The organism is Yoonia sp. R2-816 (assembly GCF_046762905.1).
Taxonomy (GTDB): domain Bacteria; phylum Pseudomonadota; class Alphaproteobacteria; order Rhodobacterales; family Rhodobacteraceae; genus Yoonia.
Map to the genome: position 1 here is coordinate 104,004 of NZ_JBKQXN010000216.1, position 24,424 is coordinate 128,427.

Annotated in this window: 22 protein-coding genes; 13 read left to right on the forward strand and 9 right to left on the reverse strand. The window is 58.3% G+C overall.

What is annotated here, in order from left to right; genetic code table 11:
- Positions 1-25: 25 nt before the first annotated feature.
- The 6 genes from ACFWW2_RS14655 (at position 26) to ACFWW2_RS14680 (ending at position 8,413) form a co-directional block, all read left to right on the forward strand.
- Positions 26-844, forward strand: a complete 819-nt coding sequence (locus ACFWW2_RS14655; RefSeq protein WP_393928998.1) for a helix-turn-helix domain-containing protein — start codon at positions 26-28, stop codon at positions 842-844.
- Between the two features lie 218 nt (positions 845-1,062).
- Entirely contained in the window at positions 1,063-2,718 is a 1,656-nt protein-coding gene (locus ACFWW2_RS14660) for an ABC transporter substrate-binding protein (RefSeq protein WP_393929000.1), read from the forward strand.
- Positions 2,719-2,842: 124 nt separating this feature from the next.
- Positions 2,843-3,889: an ABC transporter permease gene (locus ACFWW2_RS14665; RefSeq protein WP_393929002.1), complete on the forward strand. Its 1,047-nt coding sequence runs from the start codon at positions 2,843-2,845 to the stop codon at positions 3,887-3,889.
- A 12-nt stretch (positions 3,890-3,901) separates the two neighbouring features.
- Positions 3,902-5,347: an ABC transporter permease gene (locus ACFWW2_RS14670; RefSeq protein WP_393929004.1), complete on the forward strand. Its 1,446-nt coding sequence runs from the start codon at positions 3,902-3,904 to the stop codon at positions 5,345-5,347.
- 98 nt (positions 5,348-5,445) lie between these two features.
- Positions 5,446-7,530 (forward strand): dipeptide ABC transporter ATP-binding protein, encoded by a 2,085-nt coding sequence (locus ACFWW2_RS14675; protein WP_393929006.1) that lies wholly within the window; start codon positions 5,446-5,448, stop codon positions 7,528-7,530.
- A 52-nt stretch (positions 7,531-7,582) separates the two neighbouring features.
- Positions 7,583-8,413 (forward strand): DUF1206 domain-containing protein, encoded by an 831-nt coding sequence (locus ACFWW2_RS14680; protein ID WP_393929008.1) that lies wholly within the window; start codon positions 7,583-7,585, stop codon positions 8,411-8,413.
- Here ACFWW2_RS14680 and ACFWW2_RS14685 read toward each other — a convergent pair.
- Positions 8,410-9,000 (reverse strand): lytic transglycosylase domain-containing protein, encoded by a 591-nt coding sequence (locus ACFWW2_RS14685; protein WP_393929010.1) that lies wholly within the window; start codon positions 8,998-9,000, stop codon positions 8,410-8,412. The genes ACFWW2_RS14680 and ACFWW2_RS14685 overlap by 4 nt on opposite strands.
- Positions 9,001-9,133: 133 nt before the next feature.
- Between ACFWW2_RS14685 and ssb the strand changes: the two genes are divergently transcribed.
- A complete protein-coding gene (gene ssb / locus ACFWW2_RS14690; RefSeq protein ID WP_393929012.1) occupies positions 9,134-9,622 on the forward strand; it encodes a single-stranded DNA-binding protein in 489 nt (162 codons plus the stop codon).
- 5 nt (positions 9,623-9,627) lie between these two features.
- Positions 9,628-9,939: a hypothetical protein gene (locus ACFWW2_RS14695; RefSeq protein ID WP_393929014.1), complete on the forward strand. Its 312-nt coding sequence runs from the start codon at positions 9,628-9,630 to the stop codon at positions 9,937-9,939.
- Here the strand turns inward: ACFWW2_RS14695 and aroB are convergent.
- The gene (aroB, locus tag ACFWW2_RS14700; RefSeq protein WP_393929421.1) at positions 9,936-11,048 is read right to left on the reverse strand and encodes a 3-dehydroquinate synthase; all 1,113 of its coding nucleotides are present in this window, start codon (positions 11,046-11,048) and stop codon (positions 9,936-9,938) included. The two genes, ACFWW2_RS14695 and aroB, sit on opposite strands and share 4 nt — an antisense overlap.
- Before the next feature lie 2 nt (positions 11,049-11,050).
- Entirely contained in the window at positions 11,051-11,608 is a 558-nt protein-coding gene (locus ACFWW2_RS14705) for a shikimate kinase (RefSeq protein WP_393929016.1), read from the reverse strand.
- 149 nt (positions 11,609-11,757) lie between these two features.
- Between ACFWW2_RS14705 and ACFWW2_RS14710 the strand changes: the two genes are divergently transcribed.
- From ACFWW2_RS14710 to ACFWW2_RS14725, 4 genes are read left to right on the forward strand one after another with little or no spacing between them, the layout of a single operon-like run.
- Positions 11,758-11,910 carry a hypothetical protein gene (locus tag ACFWW2_RS14710; protein ID WP_393929018.1) on the forward strand — a complete coding sequence of 51 codons (153 nt, stop codon included), beginning with the start codon at positions 11,758-11,760 and terminating at the stop codon, positions 11,908-11,910.
- Between the two features lie 19 nt (positions 11,911-11,929).
- Entirely contained in the window at positions 11,930-13,417 is a 1,488-nt protein-coding gene (locus ACFWW2_RS14715; protein ID WP_393929020.1) for a hypothetical protein, read from the forward strand.
- 17 nt (positions 13,418-13,434) lie between these two features.
- Positions 13,435-14,355, forward strand: a complete 921-nt coding sequence (locus tag ACFWW2_RS14720; RefSeq protein WP_393929423.1) for a site-specific tyrosine recombinase XerD — start codon at positions 13,435-13,437, stop codon at positions 14,353-14,355.
- Positions 14,356-14,407: 52 nt separating this feature from the next.
- A complete protein-coding gene (locus ACFWW2_RS14725; protein ID WP_393929022.1) occupies positions 14,408-15,706 on the forward strand; it encodes an HlyC/CorC family transporter in 1,299 nt (432 codons plus the stop codon).
- Here ACFWW2_RS14725 and ACFWW2_RS14730 read toward each other — a convergent pair.
- The 6 genes from ACFWW2_RS14730 to ACFWW2_RS14755 form a co-directional block, all read right to left on the reverse strand.
- Positions 15,693-16,463 (reverse strand): HpcH/HpaI aldolase family protein, encoded by a 771-nt coding sequence (locus ACFWW2_RS14730; RefSeq protein WP_393929024.1) that lies wholly within the window; start codon positions 16,461-16,463, stop codon positions 15,693-15,695. The genes ACFWW2_RS14725 and ACFWW2_RS14730 overlap by 14 nt on opposite strands.
- A gap of 67 nt (positions 16,464-16,530) precedes the next feature.
- Complete coding sequence (locus ACFWW2_RS14735) at positions 16,531-17,631, reverse strand: ABC transporter ATP-binding protein (RefSeq protein WP_393929026.1); 1,101 nt, start codon at positions 17,629-17,631, stop codon at positions 16,531-16,533.
- 21 nt (positions 17,632-17,652) lie between these two features.
- The gene (locus tag ACFWW2_RS14740) at positions 17,653-19,299 is read right to left on the reverse strand and encodes an alpha-glucosidase (protein WP_393929028.1); all 1,647 of its coding nucleotides are present in this window, start codon (positions 19,297-19,299) and stop codon (positions 17,653-17,655) included.
- 98 nt (positions 19,300-19,397) lie between these two features.
- Positions 19,398-20,552, reverse strand: coding sequence for a carbohydrate ABC transporter permease (locus tag ACFWW2_RS14745; protein ID WP_393929030.1), 1,155 nt, complete (start codon positions 20,550-20,552; stop codon positions 19,398-19,400).
- Positions 20,552-21,778: a carbohydrate ABC transporter permease gene (locus ACFWW2_RS14750; RefSeq protein ID WP_393929032.1), complete on the reverse strand. Its 1,227-nt coding sequence runs from the start codon at positions 21,776-21,778 to the stop codon at positions 20,552-20,554. Before ACFWW2_RS14750 ends, ACFWW2_RS14745 begins: the two co-directional genes overlap by 1 nt.
- Before the next feature lie 77 nt (positions 21,779-21,855).
- Complete coding sequence (locus ACFWW2_RS14755; RefSeq protein ID WP_393929034.1) at positions 21,856-23,124, reverse strand: ABC transporter substrate-binding protein; 1,269 nt, start codon at positions 23,122-23,124, stop codon at positions 21,856-21,858.
- A gap of 267 nt (positions 23,125-23,391) precedes the next feature.
- Here ACFWW2_RS14755 and ACFWW2_RS14760 point away from each other — a divergent pair, with 267 nt between their 5' ends.
- A complete protein-coding gene (locus tag ACFWW2_RS14760) occupies positions 23,392-24,423 on the forward strand; it encodes a substrate-binding domain-containing protein (protein ID WP_393929036.1) in 1,032 nt (343 codons plus the stop codon).
- Position 24,424: the final 1 nt, after the last annotated feature.

Genomic DNA, 24,424 nt, shown 5'->3' on the forward strand with positions numbered 1-24,424 from the left:
AAAAATCAACATTGAGGCAAAGTTGATGACCATGATGACGGAAATCCAGCCGTCGGCGCTTGCGCTGACGCCCTTGACCTATGGCGGCCCGGCCCTGCGCTGGCGGACCGAGGCGATGCGCAGCCACGACACGCCGCGTCTGATCCATATCACCAAGGGACAGGGGCGGATCATTGTTGCGGGTCTGACCAACGGTTATGGGCCCAACAACCTGATCTTCATTCCGCCACACACCATGTACGGGATCGAGGTCGGGCCGACCGTTTTTGGACAAATCCTGTCCTTGCCCAATACCGGCGACTGGCCGGATACACCGTTCCATCTGCGATTGCTCGACGTGGTACCGCAAAAGGACCTGAGCAATCTGATCGAAGCCATCGAAAGCGAATTGAAACCGACAGGCGACAGCCGCGCGGCCCATTGTCATCTTGGATTGCTCAGCATCTTTGTCGAACGGCAGTTGCAGGCGCGCGATCCACAGACCATCGACAAACGGCGCAACAGTGCTGCAGCCAAACTGGTCGCGCGCTATACACAGATGATCGCCCGCGATTTTCACTCAGACCGCAGCGTGACCGACTACGCGGCAGCACTCGGCGTCACCCCGACCCATCTGACCCGCTGTTGCAAGCAGACCTGCGACCGATCAGCGCTGGACCTTCTCAACGACCGGATCCATTTTGAGGCCTGCACCCTGTTGCGGGATACGGCAACACCCATTCAGGATGTGGCCAAGGCGCTTGGGTTCCAGTCACCGGCCTATTTCACACGCAGTTTCCAGTGCAAGTCAGGCCTGACACCCTCCGAATTCCGGCGCAGCAGAGGCGGCTCCAACCGCAGCTGACGCTGCATTGCAGCGCCAAAGCGCTTTGATTTTCACAGACCCAACATGTCGTTTTTTGGTGGGTGACCTGTCGTAAATGACATATGTTTGACAAAAGCGTCGGTTGACCTGCCCCCCCAACTTATGCGGTGATAGCGCGGGACGGGATGAAGCGTAAACGCAGCCAAGGCGATCTATTCTCCATCCTCAAAACAAAGATGTGTCACAGGGAGAACAGAATGACGCAATCCACGAAAATTCATCCAGCCGCGCTTATGTACGCCGCCGAGGAAAAGGCGGGCAAACTCAGCCGCCGGGAATTCCTGACGCGGGCCACCAGCCTCGGCCTGACAGCGACGGCAGCCTATGGCCTTTTGGGCCTTACCGCACCTGCCAAGGCAGATGGCCACGCCCAGCAAGGCGGCACGCTGCGCATGCAGATGGAAGTCCGCGCGCTCAAGGATCCGCGCACCTATGACTGGACCCAGATCGCCTATTACTCCAACGGCTGGCTGGAGTATCTCGTCGAATACAACAATGACGGGTCGTTCGCGCCGATGCTGCTGGAAAGCTGGGAAGTCAACGAAGACGCCACCGAATACACACTCAACGTCCGCCAGGGCGTCAAGTGGAACAACGGCGATGACTTCACCGCCGAAGACGTGGCGCGCAACATCGCCGGCTGGTGTGACAAGAATGTCGAAGGCAACTCCATGGCCGGGCGTTTCGCCACACTGATCGACGAAGCCACCGGTCAGGCCGTCGAAGGCGGCATCGAAGTGGTTGACGCCAGCACCGTCAAACTGAACCTGCCCGCCTCCGACATCTCGCTGATCGCAGGCATGGCAGACTACCCCGCGGCCATCACACCGGCCGATTTCGATCCTGAAAACATGACGGGCAATCCTGTGGGCACCGGGCCATACCTACCCGAAAGCCTCGAGGTCGGGGTCAAAGGCGTGCTGGTCCGCAACGAAGGCTTCGAATGGTGGGGTTACGAGGCTGGCAAAGGCGCCTTCCTCGACCGCGTCGAATTCATCGACTACGGCACGGACCCATCGGCCTGGGTCGCAGCAGCCTCGGCTGACGAGGTTGACATGCTCTATGAAACAGTCGGCGATTTCGTTGACATCATGGAAAGCATCGGTTGGGAACGGTCCGAAGTGGCATCAGGTGCCACTATCGCCATCCGGCCCAACCAACTGGCGGAAGTGGACGGCAAACAGCCCTATGCAGACGTGCGGGTGCGGCAGGCGATCGCCATGGCCGTCAATAACGAGGTCTGCCTCGAACTCGGCTACGCCAATCGCGGCCAGACCGCCAAAAACTTCCATGTCGGGCCAATGCACCCCGAATATGCTGACATCGAAGGGATGCCATACGATCCCGAAGGTGCGCTTGCACTGCTGACAGAGGCAGGCATGGCCGATTTCGAGATGGAAATCATCTCGATCGACGATGACTGGCGCAAGAACACCACCGATGCCGTGGCAGCCCAGCTGCGCGACGCCGGTTTCAACGTCAAGCGGACGATCATCCCCGGCTCCACTTTCTGGAACGACTGGACAAAATACCCGTTCAGCTCGACCAACTGGAACCACCGGCCACTTGGCACCCAGATCCTCGCACTGGCCTACCGGTCCGGCGAAGCCTGGAACGAAAGCGGCTTTGCCAACGCCGAATTCGACGCGCTGCTGGCCGAAGCCAACTCCATCGCTGATGCTGATGCACGGCGCGAAGTGATGGCCAAGCTGCAGGCGATCATGCGTGACGAAGGCGTGACGATCCAGCCGTACTGGCGCTCGCTCTACCGGCACGCCAAGCCGGGCATCGTGGGCTGGGATATGCACATCGCGTATCTGCCGCAGGTCTACAAGATGGCATTTGCCGCCTAAATCCTTCGGGCCGCCCCAGCGATGGGGCGGCCCTTTTCACGACAGGTGGATCACCGGTGAACCGGGGCCGCCCAAAACAAGAAGTCGGGCAATGACCTGACGCTGCTGACCAACAGGGGCCTTTATGGGACTGTTTATTTTACGCCGCCTTGGGGTGATGCTCCTCACGGCTTTATGTCTGACGTTTATCGTCTTTTGGCTAACCAATCTGGGGCCAAATCTCGAAAAACTGGCCAAGACCCAGGGCAATGCCCGGATGACAGACGACGCGGTTGTCAGCTGGCTGGAAAACCGCGGCTATTCCCAACCCCTGCCCGTCAAATATGGCCAATGGCTCGGCGTGCTGCCCGGCTACGTCATCGATGGCTCCGATGGAGAAACGCGCGCGCGCTGTCAGGAACCGGGCCAACCATTGGACGAGGTATCGACTTTCTGCGGTATCCTGCAAGGTGACTGGGGCTTTTCCACGGTGTTCAAGGATGAGGTGGGCAGCATAGTCGCGACCCGGCTTGGCTTGACCGGAAAACTGATGTTCTGGGTGATGATGGTCATGGTGCCCGGCGCATTGATTATTGGTGTGCTTGCTGGGATGCGTGAAGGGTCGCGGACAGACCGCACCCTCTCCACAGTGTCCATCGTCTCTACCGCGACGCCCGAATACGTCTCTGGTGTTGTCTTTATCTCCGTGTTCGCCACCGCCACCTTCGGCATGCAATGGTTCAAGGGTACGGCGACCGCGGCAATGGACGACGCGACCTTCGAAAACTTCTTCCTGCCGGTGATCACCATTGCGCTCTACGGGATGGGCTACATCGCCCGTATGACGCGGGCCTCGATGACTGAGGTGATGACAGCACAATACATCCGCACGGCCCGGCTCAAGGGGGTCAGCTTCCCCAAGATCGTGCTGAAACACGCCTTGCGGAACGCCCTGATCGCACCCTTTACGGTGATCATGCTGCAATTCCCGTGGCTGTTGAATGGGGTCGTGATCGTCGAAACGCTCTTCAACTACAAAGGCTTCGGTTGGGTGCTGGTGCAGGCCGCCGGCAATAACGACATCGAATTGCTGCTCGGCGTCTCGGTCGTCTCTGTCTTCGTGGTGCTGATCACACAGCTGATTTCCGATATCGGCTACGTCTTCCTCAACCCACGCATTCGTATTTCTTAAGGGGAAATGGACATGGAACCTCTCACATGGACAGGCGCGCTCGGCGCATTCCTCAACCCGGCACTCGGGCTGGGCGTTGTAATCCTCGCTATCGGGATCTTTGCACAGATCGTGCTTGGCTTCTTCACCGCGCCCATGACGCTGCAGGCCAATGCGGATGGTACCTTGCAAGGGCGCGAAGGGCTTCTGGGCACCGTCGAAACGGTGAACAAGTATCTTTTCCTCTTCGTTCTGGTACTGGTACTTGCCTACCTGATCGGCGGAATCGTCACGCCCTATGGCACCGGCGGCATCATTGGCGAAATGTCACGCCAGTTCCTGCCCGTCTGGGTCGCGCTTCTGGTCACCTTCGGCCTCTCGATCCTCTACAAACGCAAGCTTGGCCTTTATGGCAAACTCTTTGACAGCACGGTTGGCATGATCGGCTTCGGGATCGTCATGTTCTGGGTGTTCACCGCACTCTTTGTCGGCCTGTTCGATCTGATCGCGACACATGACTATCTGAGCCAGGTCTCCGGGCTCAAGAACAAGGGCCCCGGCATCCCCGTGCCGGAAGGCACAGACGGGGCTATTCCCCACTATCTTCTTGGGGGTGACAACCTCGCCCGCGATATCTTCAGCCGGGTCGTTGTCGGGTCCACCTTCGTGATTGCCATCGCGCCATTGGCCACGGTCTTTGCCTTCATGGTTGGCATTACGCTGGGCCTGCCCGCAGGCTATTATGGCGGTAAGCTCGACACGTTCCTCTCCTTTGTTGCCAACCTGATCCTGGCTTTCCCTGTGATCCTGCTCTTTTACCTGCTGGTCACACCGGAAATCGTGCTGACGGGCATCCCCTCATATATGGCCGCGTTCCTGTTCATCTTCCCGCTGATCTTTTTCGGCGTGCTGCTGAACTCGCGCTACTACACCCAACCGGCCAAACGTAACGCCATTCTGATCCCGGTGCTGGGCATCCTCGGCTGGCTTTATCTGTCAGTGATCAACCAGAAAGGCACGGTCATCGATTTCCTGCCTGAATGGTTCGACCTCTTTGATATCTCCATCCTCGTCGTCTTCGTCTCGGTGGTCTTCGTGAACGCACCCACGGTCTTCCGGATCGTGCGGGGCCTGACCCTCGATCTGCGGACGCGCGATTATGTGGCCGCCGCCCAGACGCGGGGTGAAGGCGCGTGGTACATCATGTTGTGGGAAATCCTGCCCAACGCACGCGGACCACTGATCGTCGATTTCTGCCTGCGGATCGGCTACACGACCATCCTGCTCGGGACCCTCGGCTTCTTCGGTCTGGGCCTGTCGTCCGAAAGCCCCGATTGGGGGACCACGATCAATGAAGGGCGCAAGCTGCTTCTGATCTTCGCCCACCCGGCCTTGCCACCTGCCGTCGCGCTCCTCAGCCTCGTTCTGGGGCTGAACCTTCTGGCCGACGGACTGCGCGAGGAAAGCCTGAAAGATTAATAGTTAACGGACCCCGCGTGCGGTGGGGTCCGACGTTTTGCCGACGCAAGTCCGACGCGATGCCGACAGCAAAAATCGGCGCTGAAAGGAAAAAGTTAATGGCCACGCTCGATCAAGCCGAACCCATCCTCGAAATCGACAAATTGTCCATTTCCTTCTTCACCCGCCTGCGCGAAATCCCCGCGGTGATGGACTTTTCCGCCAAGGTCATGCCAGGCGAAGCCCTTGGTCTTGTTGGGGAATCCGGCTGCGGAAAATCCACCGTGGCACTTGGGGTCATGCAGGATCTGGGCGTGAATGGGCGCATCGTCGGCGGCTCGATCAAGTTCAAGGGCGAAGAGATGAACACGATGTCGCCCGAACGGCTGCGCGACATCCGCGGCAACGAAATTGCCATGATATATCAAGAACCTATGGCATCCCTGAATCCCGCGATGAAGATCGGCAAACAGCTGATGGAAGTCCCGATGATCCACGAAGGTGTCTCCGAAAAAGAGGCCTATGCGCGGGCATTGGAAGTCGTCACAGACGTCAAACTGCCAGACCCCGAACGCATGCTCAAAAGCTATCCGCACCAGCTCTCCGGCGGGCAGCAACAGCGCATCGTCATCGCCATGGCACTAATGTCAAAACCGGCGCTTCTGATCCTTGATGAACCGACCACGGCGCTTGACGTGACAGTCGAAGCAGCGGTCGTCGAACTGGTCAAGGATCTGGGCAAGAAATACGGCACATCGATGCTTTTTATCAGCCATAACCTAGGCCTAGTGCTGGAAACCTGTGACCGAATCTGCGTCATGTATTCCGGCGAGGCCGTCGAACGCGGCAGTATCGAAGACGTGTTCGACGAAATGCAGCACCCCTACACACAGGCCCTGTTCCGGTCGATCCCACTGCCCGGCGCGGATAAGAACGCGCGCCCGCTCATCGCGATCCCCGGCAATTTCCCCCTGCCCCACGAACGCCCCAAAGGCTGTAATTTCGGCCCCCGTTGCGACTATTTCGAAGAAGGGCGTTGCGACGCCGGTTTCGTGCCCATGGTGCAGGTCAAAGGCAATGATCGCCACCAGACCCGCTGCCTCAGACACGAGGAAATCGACTGGGCCGCACCGCCGCAAATTGCTGAAAAGAAACAGAAAGGCGATATCGGGCCGGTGGTTCTGAAAATGGACAACCTCAAGAAATATTACGAGGTCGCGGCCAATGCCCTTTTCGGCGGCGGCGACAAAAAGGTGGTCAAAGCCAACGAAACCCTGTCGTTCGAGGCCCGCGAAAGCGAAACGCTCGCCATCGTAGGGGAATCCGGCTGCGGCAAATCCACCTTCGCCAAGGTGTTGATGGGGCTAGAGACGGCGACCGAAGGCCAAATTCTGCTGGACAATCAATCCATTGGTGATGTCGCCATCGAAAACCGCGACACCAAAACGGTGGCCGACATCCAGATGGTCTTTCAAAACCCGTTCGATACGCTCAATCCTTCAATGACCGTCGGACGCCAGATCATGCGGGCGCTGGAAATCTTCGGGATCGGTAATAACGATGCCGAACGGCGCGACCGCATGCTGGACCTGCTCGACCTTGTTAAACTCCCCCGCGCCTTCGCCGACCGGATGCCACGACAGCTATCAGGCGGGCAAAAACAACGGGTTGGCATCGCACGCGCCTTTGCAGGCGACGCCCGGATCGTGGTCGCGGATGAACCTGTTTCGGCGCTGGATGTGTCCGTTCAGGCGGCAGTGACCGATCTGTTAATGGAAATTCAACGCGAACATAAGACAACGCTGCTGTTCATCAGCCACGACCTGTCGATCGTGCGCTACCTCAGTGACCGCGTCATGGTCATGTATCTGGGCCATGTCGTCGAACTTGGCACCACCGATCAGGTATTCTCGCCCCCCTACCACCCCTATACAGAGGCTTTGCTATCCGCCGTTCCCATCGCCGACACATCGGTAAAGAAAAAACATATCGTGCTGGAGGGTGATATCCCCTCAGCCATGAACCCGCCCAGCGGTTGCCCATTCCAGACGCGCTGTCGTTGGAAATCGCAGGTCGCCGGTGACCTTTGCGAGCGAGAGGTGCCACCGGTCCGCATGGTGGCAGAAGGTCATCAAATCAAATGCCATCTGAGCGATGCAGAACTGGCCAATATGGAACCCGTGATCCAGATCGCCGCTGAATAAGGGAACCTTGTCGGCACTCAGCGATTGTCCCTTCGAACAAAGGGGATTTTCAATGGCAACCGACAAGATGAACTGGGCGCTTCCGGTCATGCGGCTTGGCTACGCAGGCCGCGGGCTGACATATCTGGCGATTGCAGGCCTGTCGCTCTGGGCCATCTCGCAAGGCGGCGATGCGCAAGGCACATCGGCGGCACTGCGCCAGATCGAAACGTCGCCCTTTGGCATGATCATCCTGCTGATCATCGGTGCGGGATTGCTGAGCTACACGCTCTGGCGGGTGATCGATGGCGTTGCCGATCTTGAGGAAGAAGGATCGGACGCCACCGGCATCATCGGTCGGGCCGGCATGATCACAACCGGCCTGATCCACGCCGCAATCGGCATCGCCGCCCTTACGCTGGTATTCAGACGCGACAGCGGCGATGGCGGCAATTCCCGCATCGTACAGGCCACCGAAACCATCATGTCTGCGCCGTTCGGCGTCTGGCTTGTCGGCATCGCCGGTCTGCTGACGCTAGGATCTGGCCTCTATTATCTGCACAAGGCGTGGTCGCGATCCTACCGCCAGAAACTGGCCGCAAACCATTTCACAACCCATTGGGATGGCCTGCTGCGGCTCGGTGTGGCGGCGCAGGGCATTGTTGTCACCATCATCGGCGTCTTTCTGATCTATGCATTCTGGGTCAATGACGCCGATCAGGCCGGGGGGCTGGATCAGACATTCGACTGGCTGTCTGATCAGGTCTATGGACAGATCCTCGTGACCTTCCTCTGTGTCGGGCTTCTGGGTTTTGCGCTATTTCTTTTTGTCAACGCTGCCTACCGCACAGTGCCGCGCCTGTCAGACCCCGACATCAAATCACTTGCCGACGAACTGCGTTAACGACCCCAAATGACCAGCACATAATTCTGGGTCTCGCGATATGGCGGCACACCTTTGTACCGCTCCACCGCGCCAGGCCCAGCGTTATACGCGGCTAGCGCCAACCGCCAGTTGCCGAACTTGTCATATTGCTGGCGCAGGTAGCGCGCACCGCCATCGAGGTTCTGCGCTGCATCGCTTGGGTCCACGCCCAAAGCCCGCGCCGTTTGCGGCATCAACTGCGCCAGGCCAAGCGCGCCCTTGTGCGATCGGGCATTCGGGTTCCACCCGCTTTCCTGCTGCACCAGCCGGAGGAAAAGGTCCTCAGGCACACCGTATCGACGCGCCGCAGACCGGGCCACATCCAGATACTGCCCGCGATAGCCGCCTGTATAGGCAGGTACCGACCCCGGTGCGCCCGGCACCTCGATGCGCGGCGGCTGAAGACGAACGGAATTGTTGTATTGCTGCGCCGCGCGTCCATCCAAAACCGATAGCTGGCTTTGAAACAGCGATGTTCGCGACATCGTCGAAACCTGTTCCTGAGCGGAAAGACCCGTTGCGGCCATCACGCCTACAACACCCAAAACCAATCCTGAATTTCGCATGTCAAATGCCCAAACCTGATAATCGCGGCAACCGTAGTGCTTTTTTGGCAGATGACCAAGCCCCAGTTGTGGCAACCCTTCATTAACCAATGTACGTTTACCAAAACGCAATCAAAAGATTCGAAAGGGCGTCATGGCCGGATCAGTGAACAAAGTTATTCTTATCGGCAATCTGGGTGCGGACCCGGAAGTGCGCACATTCCAGAATGGCGGCAAGGTCTGTAACCTGCGCATCGCCACATCCGAAACCTGGAAAGACCGTAACACCGGTGAACGGCGCGAAAAGACCGAGTGGCACAGCGTTGCCATCTTTCAGGAAGGGCTTGTGCGGGTTGCCGAACAATACCTCAAGAAAGGCTCCAAGGTTTACATCGAAGGCAAACTGCAGACACGCAAATGGCAGGATCAATCCGGCCAGGACCGTTATTCGACCGAGGTTGTCTTGCAAGGCATTGGCGGCAATCTGACCATGCTTGATGGCCGCGGCGAAGGCGGCGGCGGCGGCGGTGGCAGCTACGGTGGCGGTGGCAGCAGCTATGGTGGAAATGATGGCGGCTATAGCGGCGGATCATCGCAACAAGGCGGTGGCGGCAGCGACATGGACGACGAGATCCCGTTCTAAGCCATATGCAATTTGCGCCAGAAGCCCAGATTCTGATCCTGAACGGTGTGATACTGGCGGTTGCGTATCTGGGCATCTACCCCAGCCTTGAAGAAAAGACGCTGAACCGCATCATGACCATTGATGTGGTTCTGTCCGCCCTCGCACTGACCGTGGCGGGTGCCTTGTTCTGGGGCACCGGCACCCGGTTCAACATGTTGTTCTTTCACAGCAATTGGGCGGTCTTCACGATCATCACCCTCTTCGTGATGGAGGTGCCGATTTTCCTGAACTTTGCCCGGAAACACGGGATCAATCTGTTTGACGATCCAGACTAGCGGCCCGCCAACGCATCGGTCAGAACACCCAGCACCTTGTCGCGCGGCACATCTGATGTGATGAACGCATCCCCAATCCCGCGCGCCAGAATGAACCGCAGCCTGCCGTCCTTCACCTTCTTGTCCTGACCCATCAGATCCAGCAGCCCGGGCGCATCCGGCAGATCGCCGGGGATATCGGCAATATCCACCTTCATGCCCATATCCCGCAGATGCGCCCGCACCCGGCTTGGATCCTCCTGACTGCACAGACCCATCCGGGCCGACAGTTCAAACGCCAGCGCACAGCCGATGGCAACGCCTTCACCATGCAGCAGGCGGTCGGAATAACCGGTCGCGGCCTCCAGCGCGTGACAGAATGTATGCCCCAGGTTCAAAAGCGCCCGGTCCCCGTGCTCTGTCTCGTCACGCTGCACGATATCGGCCTTCATCTGGCAGGACCGTTTCACCGCCCGCACCCGCGCCGCCGTGTCGCCAGCCGCCAGTGCCGGACCTTCGGTTTCTAGCCAGTCAAAGAACATGGCATCACCCAGCAACCCGTATTTGACGACCTCACCATACCCCGCCAGAAAATCGCGCGGGGTCAATGTGCCCAGCAATGCGGTATCCGCCAGAACAAGGCTGGGCTGATGAAATGCCCCGATCAGGTTCTTGCCACTGGGCGAATTGATCCCCGTCTTGCCGCCAACAGAACTGTCGACCTGCGCCAGCAGGCTGGTCGGGATCTGCACGAACCGGACACCCCGGCGCAGGATTGCTGCTGCAAACCCGGCCAGATCACCTATCACCCCGCCACCAAAGGCGACAACAACGTCACCGCGTTCAACCCGCTGCGCCAACAGCCACTCCACCGTGCGTTCCAGTTCAGCCCAGCATTTTGTGGCCTCGCCCGGCGGCAGCGCCAAAGCCTCAGATGTCAGACCAGCCTCTGCCAGTCCCGTCTGCAATTGCGCCAGATGCAGGTCCGCGACATTTTGATCCGTCACAATACAGACGTGCCGCCGTCCGCCCAGTTCAGCCAGAAACGCCCCCGCCTGATCCAGCAGGCCCGGACCGATATGGATATCATAAGCGCGACCCGGCAGGTCAACATGCACGGTTTCGGCAATCATCAATCGGTCTCCAGAATATCAGGGCGGGCCAGCAAAAGGTTTATAACCCCTTGTGTTGTCTCTTCAATCGAGGCCCCCGCGACAATCTCCGCATGCAGCGATGCCTTGGCATAGATCGGGGTACGCTCATTGAAAATGCGTTTCAGCGTGCCTTTGGGGTCAGCGGTCCGAAGCAGCGGTCGCGTATCCTTGTGCCTGACCCTTTCCCACAAAATGGACAAGTCCGCATTCAGCCATAGGGCAATGCCCATTTCGGCAATGGCAGTACGGTTTCCCTCCGCCAGAAACGCACCACCACCTGTGGACACGACCTGTGGCGGGCCGGATAACAGGCGGCGCAATACTTCGGCTTCGCGCTCGCGGAAGAAATCCTCACCGTCACGCTCGAAAATCTCGGCAATCGTCAGGGCGGCAGCCTCTTCAATGGCGCTGTCGCTGTCAACGAAATCAACGCCCAGACGTGCGGCCAGGGCACGGCCAATCGCCGTCTTACCCGATCCCATCATCCCCACCAACACAACTGTCCGATGCAGATGGAATTGCGGCGCATCCGCCATATGCCCAGACCTCCTGTTCGGCCAACCGCCGCCACATGAAAAATTAATGAATGAATGCCGTGATCTTGCGCAAAAGACCATATATAAACACCGTAACAAGTGGCATTCAGACCACTAATCGAGGCAGAAAAGTAAGCAAGGGGCGGGCAATGTGGCGACTGATCAAGGCACTGCTGTTTTTGATAGTACTGGCGGGCGTGGCACTTGTTGCTTACGCCTATATTGGCCCGATATTCTTCCCCGCTGATTTTGCCGCCCCAACCCAAGAGGTAACACGCCCTGTCACGCTGGAAACAAACTAGGCCGCTGACCGCGCTGGCGATGGTCCTTGCCACGGCGGCTGCCGGGCAAGAGGGTGGTGCCCCTTTATCCGCCATCGACTGGCTGTCACAAAGCATCGAACCGGCAGCCATTGCCGAACCAGCCGTGGCAAGCGAGATTACGACACCGCAAATCACCGTCAGCCCGCTGGACCGCCCCTCAAAGGACCGCATCGGCCTGCTACCCGCCAGTGTGACCGGCCTGCCGCCATCCATCTGGTCAGGCAGTGATGAGGCGACGCTGGTCACACTGGTTCAGGCCGAGCGGGTCGAAACGCTGCCTGCCATTCAGGAATTCCTGAAGGTGCTGATACTGGCCGAGGCTGATCCGCCGCTCGGCGCGGGTCCCGATGGTGCGCTTTTTCTGGCGCGCGTCGACAAACTTCTGGACCTCGGCGCGTTGGAACAGGCCAAATCGCTTATCGAAGCCGCCGAACCGGACACCGTTCCCTTGTTTCGCCGCTGGTTCGACGTGGCCCTTCTGACCGGGACGGAGGATCAGGCCTGCGATGTTGTCCGCGACACGCCGTCAGTTGCGCCCACCTACCCTGCCCGCATCTTTTGCCTGGCGCGCAATGGCGATTGGGCTGCCGCAGCACTGACGCTGAACACCCATCGCGTGCTGGGCGACATCACCGAACAGGAAGAGGCGCTGCTGTCCCGCTTTCTTGACCCCGAACTTTACGAGGGTGAGCCGTCGCTGGAACCGCCAGCGCGCGTCAGCCCATTGATGTTCCGCATGCATGAGGCGATTGGCGAACCACTGATCACCCGCAACCTGCCCTTGGCTTTTGCCCATGCCGATCTGCGCAGCACCACCGCCTGGAAATCCCAGATCGAGGCGGCGGAAAGGCTTGCCCGTCACGGGGCTGTTTCCGAAAACGTCCTGCAACAGGTCTACACCGCCCGCACACCCGCCGCCTCTGGCGGGATCTGGGAACGGGCCGCAGCGATACAGCGGTTCGATGCGGCCATGCAATCGCGCGACACTGATGCCATTGCGCGAACTCTGTCCACTGCTTGGAACGCCATGAAACAGGCACAGGCCGAAATCCAGTTCGCAAAGCTTTATGGCATGGACCTGATCGACCTGCCGCTAGATGGGGAGGCCGACAAACTTGCCTTCGAAATCAGCCTGCTATCTGGCGACTATGAAACCGCAGCGCTTGATGCCGCTGGGTCCGATCACGACCCGTTCCTGATGGCCATCGCACGCGGTGTGCCGCAAGAGGTACGGGTGACAACCCCGAAGGAGCTGGCCATTCAGGCCGCTTTCAACGGCGCGCCACCACCTGACGTTCTGCAAAACCTCGTGGCCGAGGGCAAACTGGGCGAGGCCCTGTTGCGCGCCGTCGCCCTCTTTAACGAAGGCTACTCTGGCGATATGCGCTCCGTCACCGATGCACTGGCATTGTTCCGCTCGGTCGGGCTGGAGGACACAGCGCGCCGGGCGGCATTGCAATTGATGATCCTGGACCGGGAAACGTGACCAACGCCACACAGCCAATGGCCCGCTGGGTGCAAACCTTTCTTGAAGCGCAAGCTGCAGAATTGGACGCCGCCACCAACACACAACTGGCTTATGCCCGCGATCTGCAGGCATTTGCGGAATGGCTGGCAGACAAATCGCTCCATTATGGCACCGCTACACAGGACAATATCGAAAGCTACTTGATTGATTGCGAAGCGGAAGGCCTGGCCAAGTCCACCCGTGCCCGGCGGCTATCAGCGGTCAAGCAACTCTACCGTTTCGCATTTGACGAAGGCTGGCGCGACGACAACCCAGCGATCCAGATCAAGGGGCCCGGCCGGGCACAACGGCTGCCGAAAACGCTGGAGATTGCAGAAGTGGATCGACTGCTTGACGCGGCCCGCAACACGCCACGCGACCGGTTGCGCAATACCTGCCTGATGGAGCTGCTTTACGCCACAGGGATGCGCGTGACCGAATTGGTCAGCCTGCCTGTCTCTGCCGCACGGGGCGATCCGCGCATGTTGCTGGTGCGTGGCAAGGGCGGCAAGGAACGGCTGGTGCCGCTTTCGCCACCCGCACGCATTGCACTTGCCGCCTATCTGGTCGAACGCGATGACGCTGAAGAAGCCGTGCGGCGCGCGGGCAAGCCAACGTCAAAGTTTTTGTTTCCCTCGCGCGGGGCTGCGGGGCATATGACACGGCAACGGTTCTTTGGACTGATCAAGGAATTTGCCGTCGCCGGCGGCGTATCACCCGCCAAGGTCACCCCACACACTCTGCGGCATGCCTTTGCCACGCATCTGTTGGCGGGCGGGGCCGATCTGCGCTCTATCCAGACCATGCTGGGTCATGCAGATGTCGCCACGACCGAGATTTACACACACGTTCTGGATGCCCGGCTCAAGGAACTGGTGCTGGATCATCACCCGCTGGCAAAGCCTTCCAAGGCTTGAAGCTGGCACGTCTAACCCCCATAAATGCAATGTCTTTATGTGAAAGCCTCTGATGGAATCCTCGATCTCTGACGCCGCCTTCTGGATCACGGCTGCTGCTATTCTTGTTCTTCTGGTGATGTCCGGGTTCTTCTCGGGCTCCGAGACGGCGCTGACCGCCGCGTCGCGGGGCAAGCTGCGGACGGCTGCCGACAAGGGATCGAAAGGTGCCGAACGCGCGCTGAAGATCACCGAAGATAATGAACGGCTGATCGGCTCGGTCCTGTTGGGCAATAACGTGGTGAATATCCTCGCTACCTCATTGGCGACAGCCGTTTTGACCCAGCTCTTCGGCCAGAATGGGGTCGCCGCCGCAACCCTGATCATGACCTTGCTTGTTCTGATCTTTGCTGAGGTCCTGCCCAAAACCTTTGCCATCACATACCCTGAAACCGTCGCGTCCCGTGTGGCCGCGCCTATTGGGCTGATCGTTCTGATATTCTCGCCCATCGTGACGGCCGTCCGCTATCTGGTGCGCGGTGTGCTGTTCTTGTTCGGCGTCCGCACGGACCCCGACAGCCACATCTTGGCTGTCCGTGAAGAAATCGCTGGGGCGCTGTCACTTGGCCATTCCGAAGGGATTGTGGAAAAGGAAGACCGAGACCGCATCCTTGGCGCGCTCGATCTGAACGACCGTACCGTGGAAGAGGTCATGTTGCACCGCTCAGGGATCGAGATGATTGATGCGGCCATGCCGCCCGAAGACATCCTCGCCCAGATCCTGACCAGCCAGCATACCCGCCTGCCCTTATTCCAGGACAATCAGGAAAACATTGTTGGCGTGATCCACGCCAAGGATCTGCTGCGCGCCATGCACAAGCTGCTCGCGGGCGATGATGACATCAAAGGCCTTGCAAAGTTCGATGTGATGCGGGTCGCCATGGAGCCCTACTTCATCCCGGAAACCACAACGCTTGATGAACAGATGCGTAACTTTCTTAAACGAAAGACCCATTTTGCGCTGGTGGTGGATGAATATGGCGGGCTCGAAGGGCTGATCACGCTTGAGGACATTCTCGAAGAGATTGTGGGCGAAATCGCCGATGAATTTGACGATCACGAAGAAGACCAGATCGAAGAAACCGAAGATGGCGCATATCTGGTTGATGGTGGCATGACTATCCGCGACCTGAACCGGTCACATGACTGGAACCTGCCCGACGAAGAAGCAAACACAGTCGCCGGGCTGGTTATCCACGAGGCGCAAATGATCCCGCTGGAAGGTCAGGTGTTCTCCTTCCACGGATTCCGGTTCGAAGTGGTCAGCAAGGATCAGAACCGGATCACGACCCTGAAAATCAGGAAGCTTTGACGCGGGTAGCCAGCCCGCGCAAGGCGGTATTCAGCACCAGTGCATCGCCACCAACACCCAGGAACGTGACCCCCATATCGGCATAGGTCTGGAACTGGCTTTCATCAAAGATGACGATCCCGGCGATCTTGCCGGCAGCGACCGTTCGGGCAATCAGATGCTCAATCGCCTTGGTCACCTCTGGGTGGTCTGGTTGTCCGGGATAGCCCATATCGGCAGACAAATCAGCCGGGCCGACAAAAACACCATCAACCCCTTGCGTGGTTCCGATGGCATCAATGTTGTCAACGGCTGCGGCACTTTCAGCCTGCACCAGCAGACACATCTGCGCATTAGCGGCCGTTGGATAATCGGCGACAGCCCCAAATCCGGAGGCCCGTGCGAGCAAGGCTCCCATACCGCGAATGCCATCCGGCGGATAGCGCATGGCCCGCGCCATCTCATCCGCCTTTGCAGCATCATCGACCATGGGCACAAGAACTGTCTGCACACCCAGATCAAGCACCTGCTTGACCATCCAGACCTCGGCACTGGCAATCCGCACCACAACCGGCGTCCCTGTGGCACGCAACGCCTGCACCTGCGGCAACATATCGGTGATCGTGTTGGGGCCATGCTCACCATCAATCAGACACCAGTCAAAGCCGGCATCACCGGCAATTTCCGCAGCCACAGGTGACCCGGTCGTCAACCATAGCCCATGCTGCACCCGGCCCGCGACCAACGCCTTTTTCAGTGTGTTCTCAGGTACTTTCATCGCCTACCCCAAATAGAAATCGCGCCGATGCGATCACATCGACGCGACACTGGCAACCGCGAACTTGTTAACGATAGTAGAGCGATTTGCCGTTGTGGAAGATCTGAACCTTGGCGGGATCAGCCGTGAATTTCAGGGCCTTGCCCCGGATATCTGTGTGAATACCAGGCAGCTTGGCAATCACTGTATCTGTGTCCGTATCAGCACGCGGTGGTTCAAAATAAAGCTGTGTGACCTCGCCAAGCGCCTCGACAATGCTTACCGTATCAGAGAACAGATAATCATCGCCCTCCGTCAGGATCATGTCTTCGGGACGCACGCCGATATTGACCTTCAGCCCCTTGTCAGAACTCTCGGTCGGCACCGCAGAAAACGCACTGCCGCCATCGTCGAGTTTCACTTTGGTTTGCGCACCGGTTTCGACGATCTCACCGCTCAGCAAGTTCATCGCCGGTGAGCCAATAAACTGGGCCACAAACTCGTTCTCCGGGCGCTCATAAAGCTCCAGCGGTGATCCGACCTGCGCGATCCCCTTGTTGGCGAGTACAACGATCCGAGTGGCCAGCGTCATCGCCTCGACCTGATCGTGGGTGACATAGATCATCGTGCTTTCGGGCATGGATTCTTTCAGCTGCGCAATCTCGATCCGGGTGGCGACACGTAGGGCGGCATCGAGATTCGACAGCGGTTCGTCAAACAGATACACCTTCGGATCGCGCACGATGGAACGACCAATCGCTACACGCTGGCGCTGACCACCCGACAAAGCCTTGGGCAGGCGATCCAGATATTCATCCAATTGCAGGATCTTCGCCGCCCGGTTGACAGCCTCGTCAATCTCCTGCGGGGATTTCTTGGCCAGTTTCAGCGCAAAGGACATGTTATCGCGTACTGTCATATGCGGATAAAGCGCGTATGACTGGAACACCATGGCAATGCCGCGCTGTGCTGGTGGGACATCGTTGACCAATTGGCCATCGATCTCCAACGTGCCCCCGGTGATCTTTTCCAACCCCGCAATCATGCGCAGCAGCGTGGATTTCCCGCAGCCTGATGGGCCCACAAAAACAATCAACTCACCCTGCTTGATGTCCAGATTGATGTTCTTGAGCACATCCACTGTGCCGCCATAGGTCTTGGCAACATCCACCAGTTTCAGATCGGCCATGTCTCACTCCCCTTCATGTTCTTATCGCTTGAGCGCGAGGCTAACTTGCCACGGCCCAAGATGCAGTCGTCCATCCGCAGATACATGCGCACTACCCAGTTCGGCACCAATAGGTGTCCATTCCCCCTCGGGCAGATCGAAATCGGATGGTGTTTCACTCACGTTAAATGCACAGAAAATCGTCTGGTCGCCGGATGTGCGCGTGAAATAGACCACATCGCCCTTGGCGCGCAGCCCGTCATGCGCACCGACACTGATAGCCGGGTGCGAATGGCGGAACGCGATGGCCTTGCGGTAATGGTGCAGCAGCGCGCCCGGCTCGTCCTCTTGTGCGGCAACGGACATATGCAGATGCTCAGAAGCGACGGGCAACCAAGGTTTTGCGGATGAAAACCCGCCATTCTGGTTGCTCGGCTCCCACACCATCGGGGTCCGGCAGCCGTCACGCCCCTTGAATTCCGGCCAGAACTCAATGCCATAGGGGTCCTGCAATGCCTCAAACGGCACATCCGCCTCGGGCAGCCCCAGTTCCTCGCCTTGATACAGGCAGACCGAACCGCGCAAGCACATGATCAGCGTCGCAAACATACGCTGGGCCGCCGGTGGCAGGTACCAGCGGCTGGCATGACGCATCACATCATGGTTCGAAAACGCCCAGCAGGCCCAGCCATCGGCAGCCACCTCATCAACCCGGTTCATGACCTCGACAATACGGGCGGCGGTTGGCTGGTCCTTGGATAGGAATTCAAAGGCATAGCACATCTGCATCAGATCATCGCCGGCCGTGTATTCGCCCATAATCTCAAGACCACGTTGGGCATCGCCCACCTCACCCACCGCAGCAGCACCATAAGGTTCCATCACTTCACGCAACCGCGCCAGAAACTTCACATTGTCCGGGTGGTTCTTGTCGTAAAGATGTTCCTGATGGTTGTAGGGGTTAACTGACGGGGCAATCGTCGCATTACGCTTTTCCGGGGGCAGCGCTGGATTGTCGCGCAACTGTTCGTCATGCATATAGAAATTGATCGTATCCAGCCGGAACCCATCACAACCCCGATTCAGCCAGAACCGGGCAACATCCAAAAGCGCATCCTGCACGGCGGGCTCGTGGAAGTTCAGATCAGGCTGAGACACCAGGAAATTGTGCAGGTAATATTGTTCGCGCCGAGCATCCCACTGCCAGCCGGATCCGCCAAAGATCGACAACCAATTGGTGGGTGGCGTTCCATCCGGCTTCGGGTCAGCCCAGACATACCAGTTGGCCTTGTCGTTAGTCCGGTTGGAACGGCTTTCACCGAACCATGGGTGTTGGTCGCTGGTATGGCTTAGCACCAGATCGATCATCACACGAATGCCCAGCCGATGCGCCGTATCCACCACAGCATCGAAATCAGCCAGTGACCCAAACATCGGATCAACATCGCAATAATCGCTCACGTCATAGCCGAAATCCTTCATCGGCGACATGAAGAAGGGAGATATCCAGATCGCGTCGACCCCCAGCGAGGCGATATAAGGCAGCCGCTGGACAATCCCCAAGAGGTCGCCCACCCCATCGCCATTACTGTCCTGATAACTGCGCGGATAGATCTGATAGATCACTGCGCCGCGCCACCAGTCCTTGTCGATGGCCATGTCCGGCTGTGTGGCCAGGTTCGTGTTCATCAATGTCGTTCCTATCGCGGCCCCGTCCCGGGCTTTTCCCGGGACCTAGTAGGAGCGGCGTGGTTGAGGTCCCGGGTCAAGCCCGGGACGGTTGTCACTTACTTCACCGACCCGGCCAGCAGGCCGCGGACGAGGTATTTCTGCATGGCAAAGAACACGACCAGCGGTACCGCAATCGACACGAAAGCTGCCGTGGCGAGGATTTCCCAGTTGCCACCCCGTGTACCCAAAAGCTCCACGATTTGGTTGGTCATCACTGTCGTGTCACCTGTCGCATCAATCAGGAACACCTTGGCGACCAGCAGGTCATTCCATGTCCAAAGGAACTGGAAGATCGCAAATGATGCGAGCGCCGGGAAGGATAGCGGCAGGATGATCTTGGTAAAGATCTGGAAATCCGTCGCACCGTCCACCTTGGCATTCTCAATAATGTCACGCGGCAGCCCCACCATGTAATTGCGCAAGAGATATATGGCGAGCGGTAACCCGAACCCGGTATGGGCCATCCAGGTGCCTAAATACCCCTTCCCGATGCCGATATCCAAATGCAGTTTCAAGAGGGGGATTAGCGCCAGTTGCAAGGGCACCACCAGCAAGCCCACGACCATGGCGATCAGAATGGCCCGCCCCGGAAAATCCATCCAAGCCAGCGCATAGGCAGCAAAAGCCGCAATCACGATGGGAATGATGGTCGCCGGGATCGTCACAGTCAGCGTATTGAAGAACGCCTTGGCCATACTATCCGTTGCATTGTCGCTCAGCAGGACTTGTTCATAGTTGTCCAGCGTAAAGTCGGGGGGCGTTGTCGCTGTCACAAAAGCCCGTTGGCCTCGACCGGAAAGCTCCTCAGTTCCGGTCCAGACATAATCGCCATTCGCTTGCACGGTGATCGTTTCACCATCACCCAGATCGGCGGTTTCGCCGGGTGTATAAACATCAATCGCGCGGGATGACGTGCCCCAAACACTGATCTCCGCATCGCCCGGCTCGCCAAACAGATTGCCCGAAATAGTGTAAACACCATCAACCAGCGTCTGAGCACCTTCGTTATCCGGGTCAGTGGTGCGCAGGGTCATGTTCTGCTCGGTGGGAAACAGCGATTGCCACCAGCCGGAACTGGAAATCTGATCCGATGTCCGGAAGGACGACACCAACAGACCCACCGTTGGAAACAGCCACAACGCCACCAAAAGCACGACCGAGATTTGTACCGCCCAGCCAAGGCTCGACTTGCTGCCAGCAATATTATCCATTACCGCATCTCCTTCCGGGCGTTGTATACATTCCAGACCAGGATCGGGCTGACCAGCAGCATGATGATCATGGCACTGGCCGAACCAACCCCCCAGTCATTGGCGCGGAACAGTTTGTCGAACATGTAGTTGGCCAGAACCTGTGTTTCCCACTGGCCGTTGGTCATCGCAAACACGATGTCAAAGACCTTGAGCACCACCAGGGTGATCGTCGTCCAGACCACTACAATGGTACCTGCGATCTGCGGCATCTTGATTTTGAAAAACACCTGAAACGGGTTGGCCCCGTCCACAATCGCCGCCTCAACCGTTTCTTCGGGGATACCGCGGAGTGCAGCAGACAGGATCACCATGGCAAAACCTGTCTGAATCCAAATCAGGACGATCATCAAAAAGAAAGAGTTCCATCCGGGGATCGTCAACCAAGTCTGCGGCTCACCGTAAGGATGGGCATTGGTAAAGGCCCCGTAAGTCAACGACAGGCACGCCAACGCAACAAAGACCAGTACCGCGATCAGCACACCATGCATGGTCTTGGCAAAGGCCCCGCCGCGGCTTTCCATTGCCGCCCTAAATTGCCCATAGGCGACGAACAACGCAGCAGCAGCCGCGCAAATCGTCAAGAGGCCCGGCAACAATCGCAGGATCAGAAACGACCCAATACCGCCTTCGAACTGCAGCCAGACAGCGTTCAGCACACCAATCTGGTTCTGATCCACAGGGCGGGTGTCATAGATCAGCTTGAAGATAACGGCCGCACCGACGAATGAAATCGCCATCGGCATGAAGATCAGGGATTTCGCAAAGCTGCCCCATTTGATTCGATCCGTCAGCTGTGCTGCCAACAATCCAAATGCGGTCGAGGCTGCAGGAACAATAATCAGCCAAAGCATGTTATTGCGCATGGCTTCCCAGAATTTCGGTTCGCCAAACATCTGGTTGTAATTGGCCAGTCCGACAAAGGCACCGCCCTGATCGCGGTCAGTCAGCGAATACCACAGGGTGGCAACAACCGGATAAGCCAGATAGAGGCCCAGGGCCAGAATGGCAGGAAAGAGAAAAAGCCAGGGACGGACCATATTGGCGCGATTGATGTTCCGGCCTGCATCCGTGCCCTTCGCGGGAAAGATGAACTTGTCCAGAACGAGGTTGGAAAAGTAGAAATACGCCAAACAACCGCCGACACCGACCACAATGGTCACAAGACCAAGTAATGCTGGATGCATAGTCCCCTCCCTAGGCTATGTTTTGGTGGGGACGGCCCGGTGGCCGGACCGTCCCAATGCTTTGAAGCTCGTCAGGCTTACTTCAGCGAGTCCCAGGATGACTGGATGGCCGATGCCACCTCGCCCGCATCCTTACCGCCAGCATAGTCGACCATGCCGGTCCAGAACGACCCGGCACCAACACCACCGGGCATCAGGTCAGATGCGTCAAAGCGGAAGGTCGTCGCGCCCAGCAAGATCTCGTTCATCTTGCCGAGGGTCGGATCGCTGAAGGCACCCAGATCAACACCAGTATGCGGTGTCAGGAAACCACCCAGACCCATCCAGATCTCGTGTGCCTCTGGTGTCTGCAGGAACGCGATCAGCTCATGTGCTGCTTCGTTCTCGTTGGTGATGGCCCAAAGCGTGCCAGCCCCCAGAACGGGAGACCCCAGATCCTTCTCGGCATAAGCCGGGAAGTAGAAGAAATCGACATCCTCGCCCACTTCCGTGCCTTCAGGGAAGAAGGCCGGAATGAACGATGCCTGCCGGTGCATGTAGCACTGGGGCGGTGAGGCAAACATACCCTTCGGGCTGTCGCGGAAGTCGGTTGTCGCAACTGCGCCGGCACCACCGGCGACATAGTCGTCATTGCGGGCGAATGCACCGAACTCTTCGATGGCGGCTACGACTTCTGGCGCGTCAAACGGCATCTCGTTGCTGACCCACGCGTCATAGACTTCGGGCGGCTGCGTGCGCAGCATCATGTCTTCGACCCAGTCGGTCGCGGGCCAACCCGTTGCACCGCCAGAGCCCAGACCGATGCACCACGGCGTCTCGCCGTCTGCTACGATCTGATCCGTCAACGCCTTCAATTCTTCCATGGTTTCAGGCACTTCGTACCCTGCATCCTCGAAATTCTCGGGGATGAACCAGACAAGTGACTTCACATCGACCTTGTAGAAGAAGCCGTACAGCCCGTCTTCGCCGTTTTCGTTGGCATAGGTGCCCAGATCAACCCAGGACTGACCAGCGGCATAGTTTTCACGCAGCCAGTCGTCCGTGCCATCGCGCAGCGGTGTCAAGAAACCGCGGCTGGCCATGTCGGACGCCAGACCGGGCTGCGGAAAGACAGACACGTTGGGGGCAGACCCCGCCTCGGCATCGATCAGGATCTGCTGCTCGAAGCTGTCTGAACCAGTGTAGCGCACGTCGTGACCAGACGCTTCGGCGAACGCCGCAAGCACCTTTTCGACATTTTCCTGGTCGGGGCCCAGCCAAGGGCCAAAAACAGTGATCTGCTCGGCCTGAACGGCACCTGCAGTCAGGGCAACCGCTGCCACACCGGCATACAGTTTCGTTTTCATTGAATGTCCTCCCAATCGCGCGTCATTGCGCGTGACTTACGTTTGCATGTTACCATGCTTTGGCTTTCCTGCAGCAATTTGGAATCATAGCCAAAGCGCTTTGGATGCCCTACCCTCATCCAAGTTGACCCTACTGTCAACCGGCCAAAGCGCTCGAAAAAAATACTTGGAATCCGGAGGCATCGCCGATACTGAAACGATTACGGAGAATTTTCTGACGGCCCCTTTCGGCCGTCATAATTGAAAGCGCTTTGGCGAAAAACCGGTATGAACCTCAAAGAACTCTCACAGAATCTGGGACTTAGCCAAACCACGGTCAGCCGCGCCTTGAACGGCTACCCGGAGGTGAGTGCCGCCACACGCGCCCGGGTCGAGGAAGCAGCAAAGGCCTTCAACTACCGCCCCAGCACCCGCGCCAAGGGGTTGGCCACCGGCAAGGCGCTCGCGATTGGCCATGTCATTCCCATGTCCACAAAACACGAGATGGTAAACCCGATCTTCGGCGATTTCATCGCCGGTGCAGGCGAAACATATGCACGCCACGGCTACGAGATGATCCTGTCGATTGTCGCCGACGAAGACGAACACCAGATCTATCGCGGCCTTAAATCGCGGCGGGCTGTCGATGGGGTGATCGTGCATGGCCCGAGCATGAACGATCCGCGCATCCCGCTTTTGCAGGAGTTAGGCTTGCCATTCGCCGTCCACGGTCGCGCCACCGGATGCGAAACCCCCTATGCATGGCTCGACGTCAACAATCGCAGTGCCTTTGAGCGGGCCACCCGGTTTCTTTTTGATCTGGGGCACCGACGGATTGCCCTGATCAACGGTCTGGAAGTCATGGATTTTGCACATAGACGCCGCGCAGGGTACGAAGATGCCCTGCGTGCGCACAACGTCGCAGTAGACCCTGCACTGATGCGCTCTGGCGAAATGACCGAGGTTTTTGGTTACCAATCCACCCGTGATATGCTGCAGGAAACAAACGCACCAACGGCGATCCTTGCCTCATCACTGATTAGCGCGCTCGGGGCGCGGCGTGCAGTTGAAGAACAGGGACTGACCATCGGCCGCGATGTATCGATCATCACCCATGACGATGCCCTGTCTTATCTGCAGAATGGCGGTGACGTCCCGATTTTCACCGCAACCCGGTCATCGGTGCGCGAGGCAGGCAGGCAATTGGCGCATATACTGCTCGACATTATTGCCAACCCGGGCGGCACACCAAAAACGACCTTGCTAGAGGCTGAACTGATGGTGGGTGGCTCAACCGGCCCTGCCCCCCGAAAGGACTGAT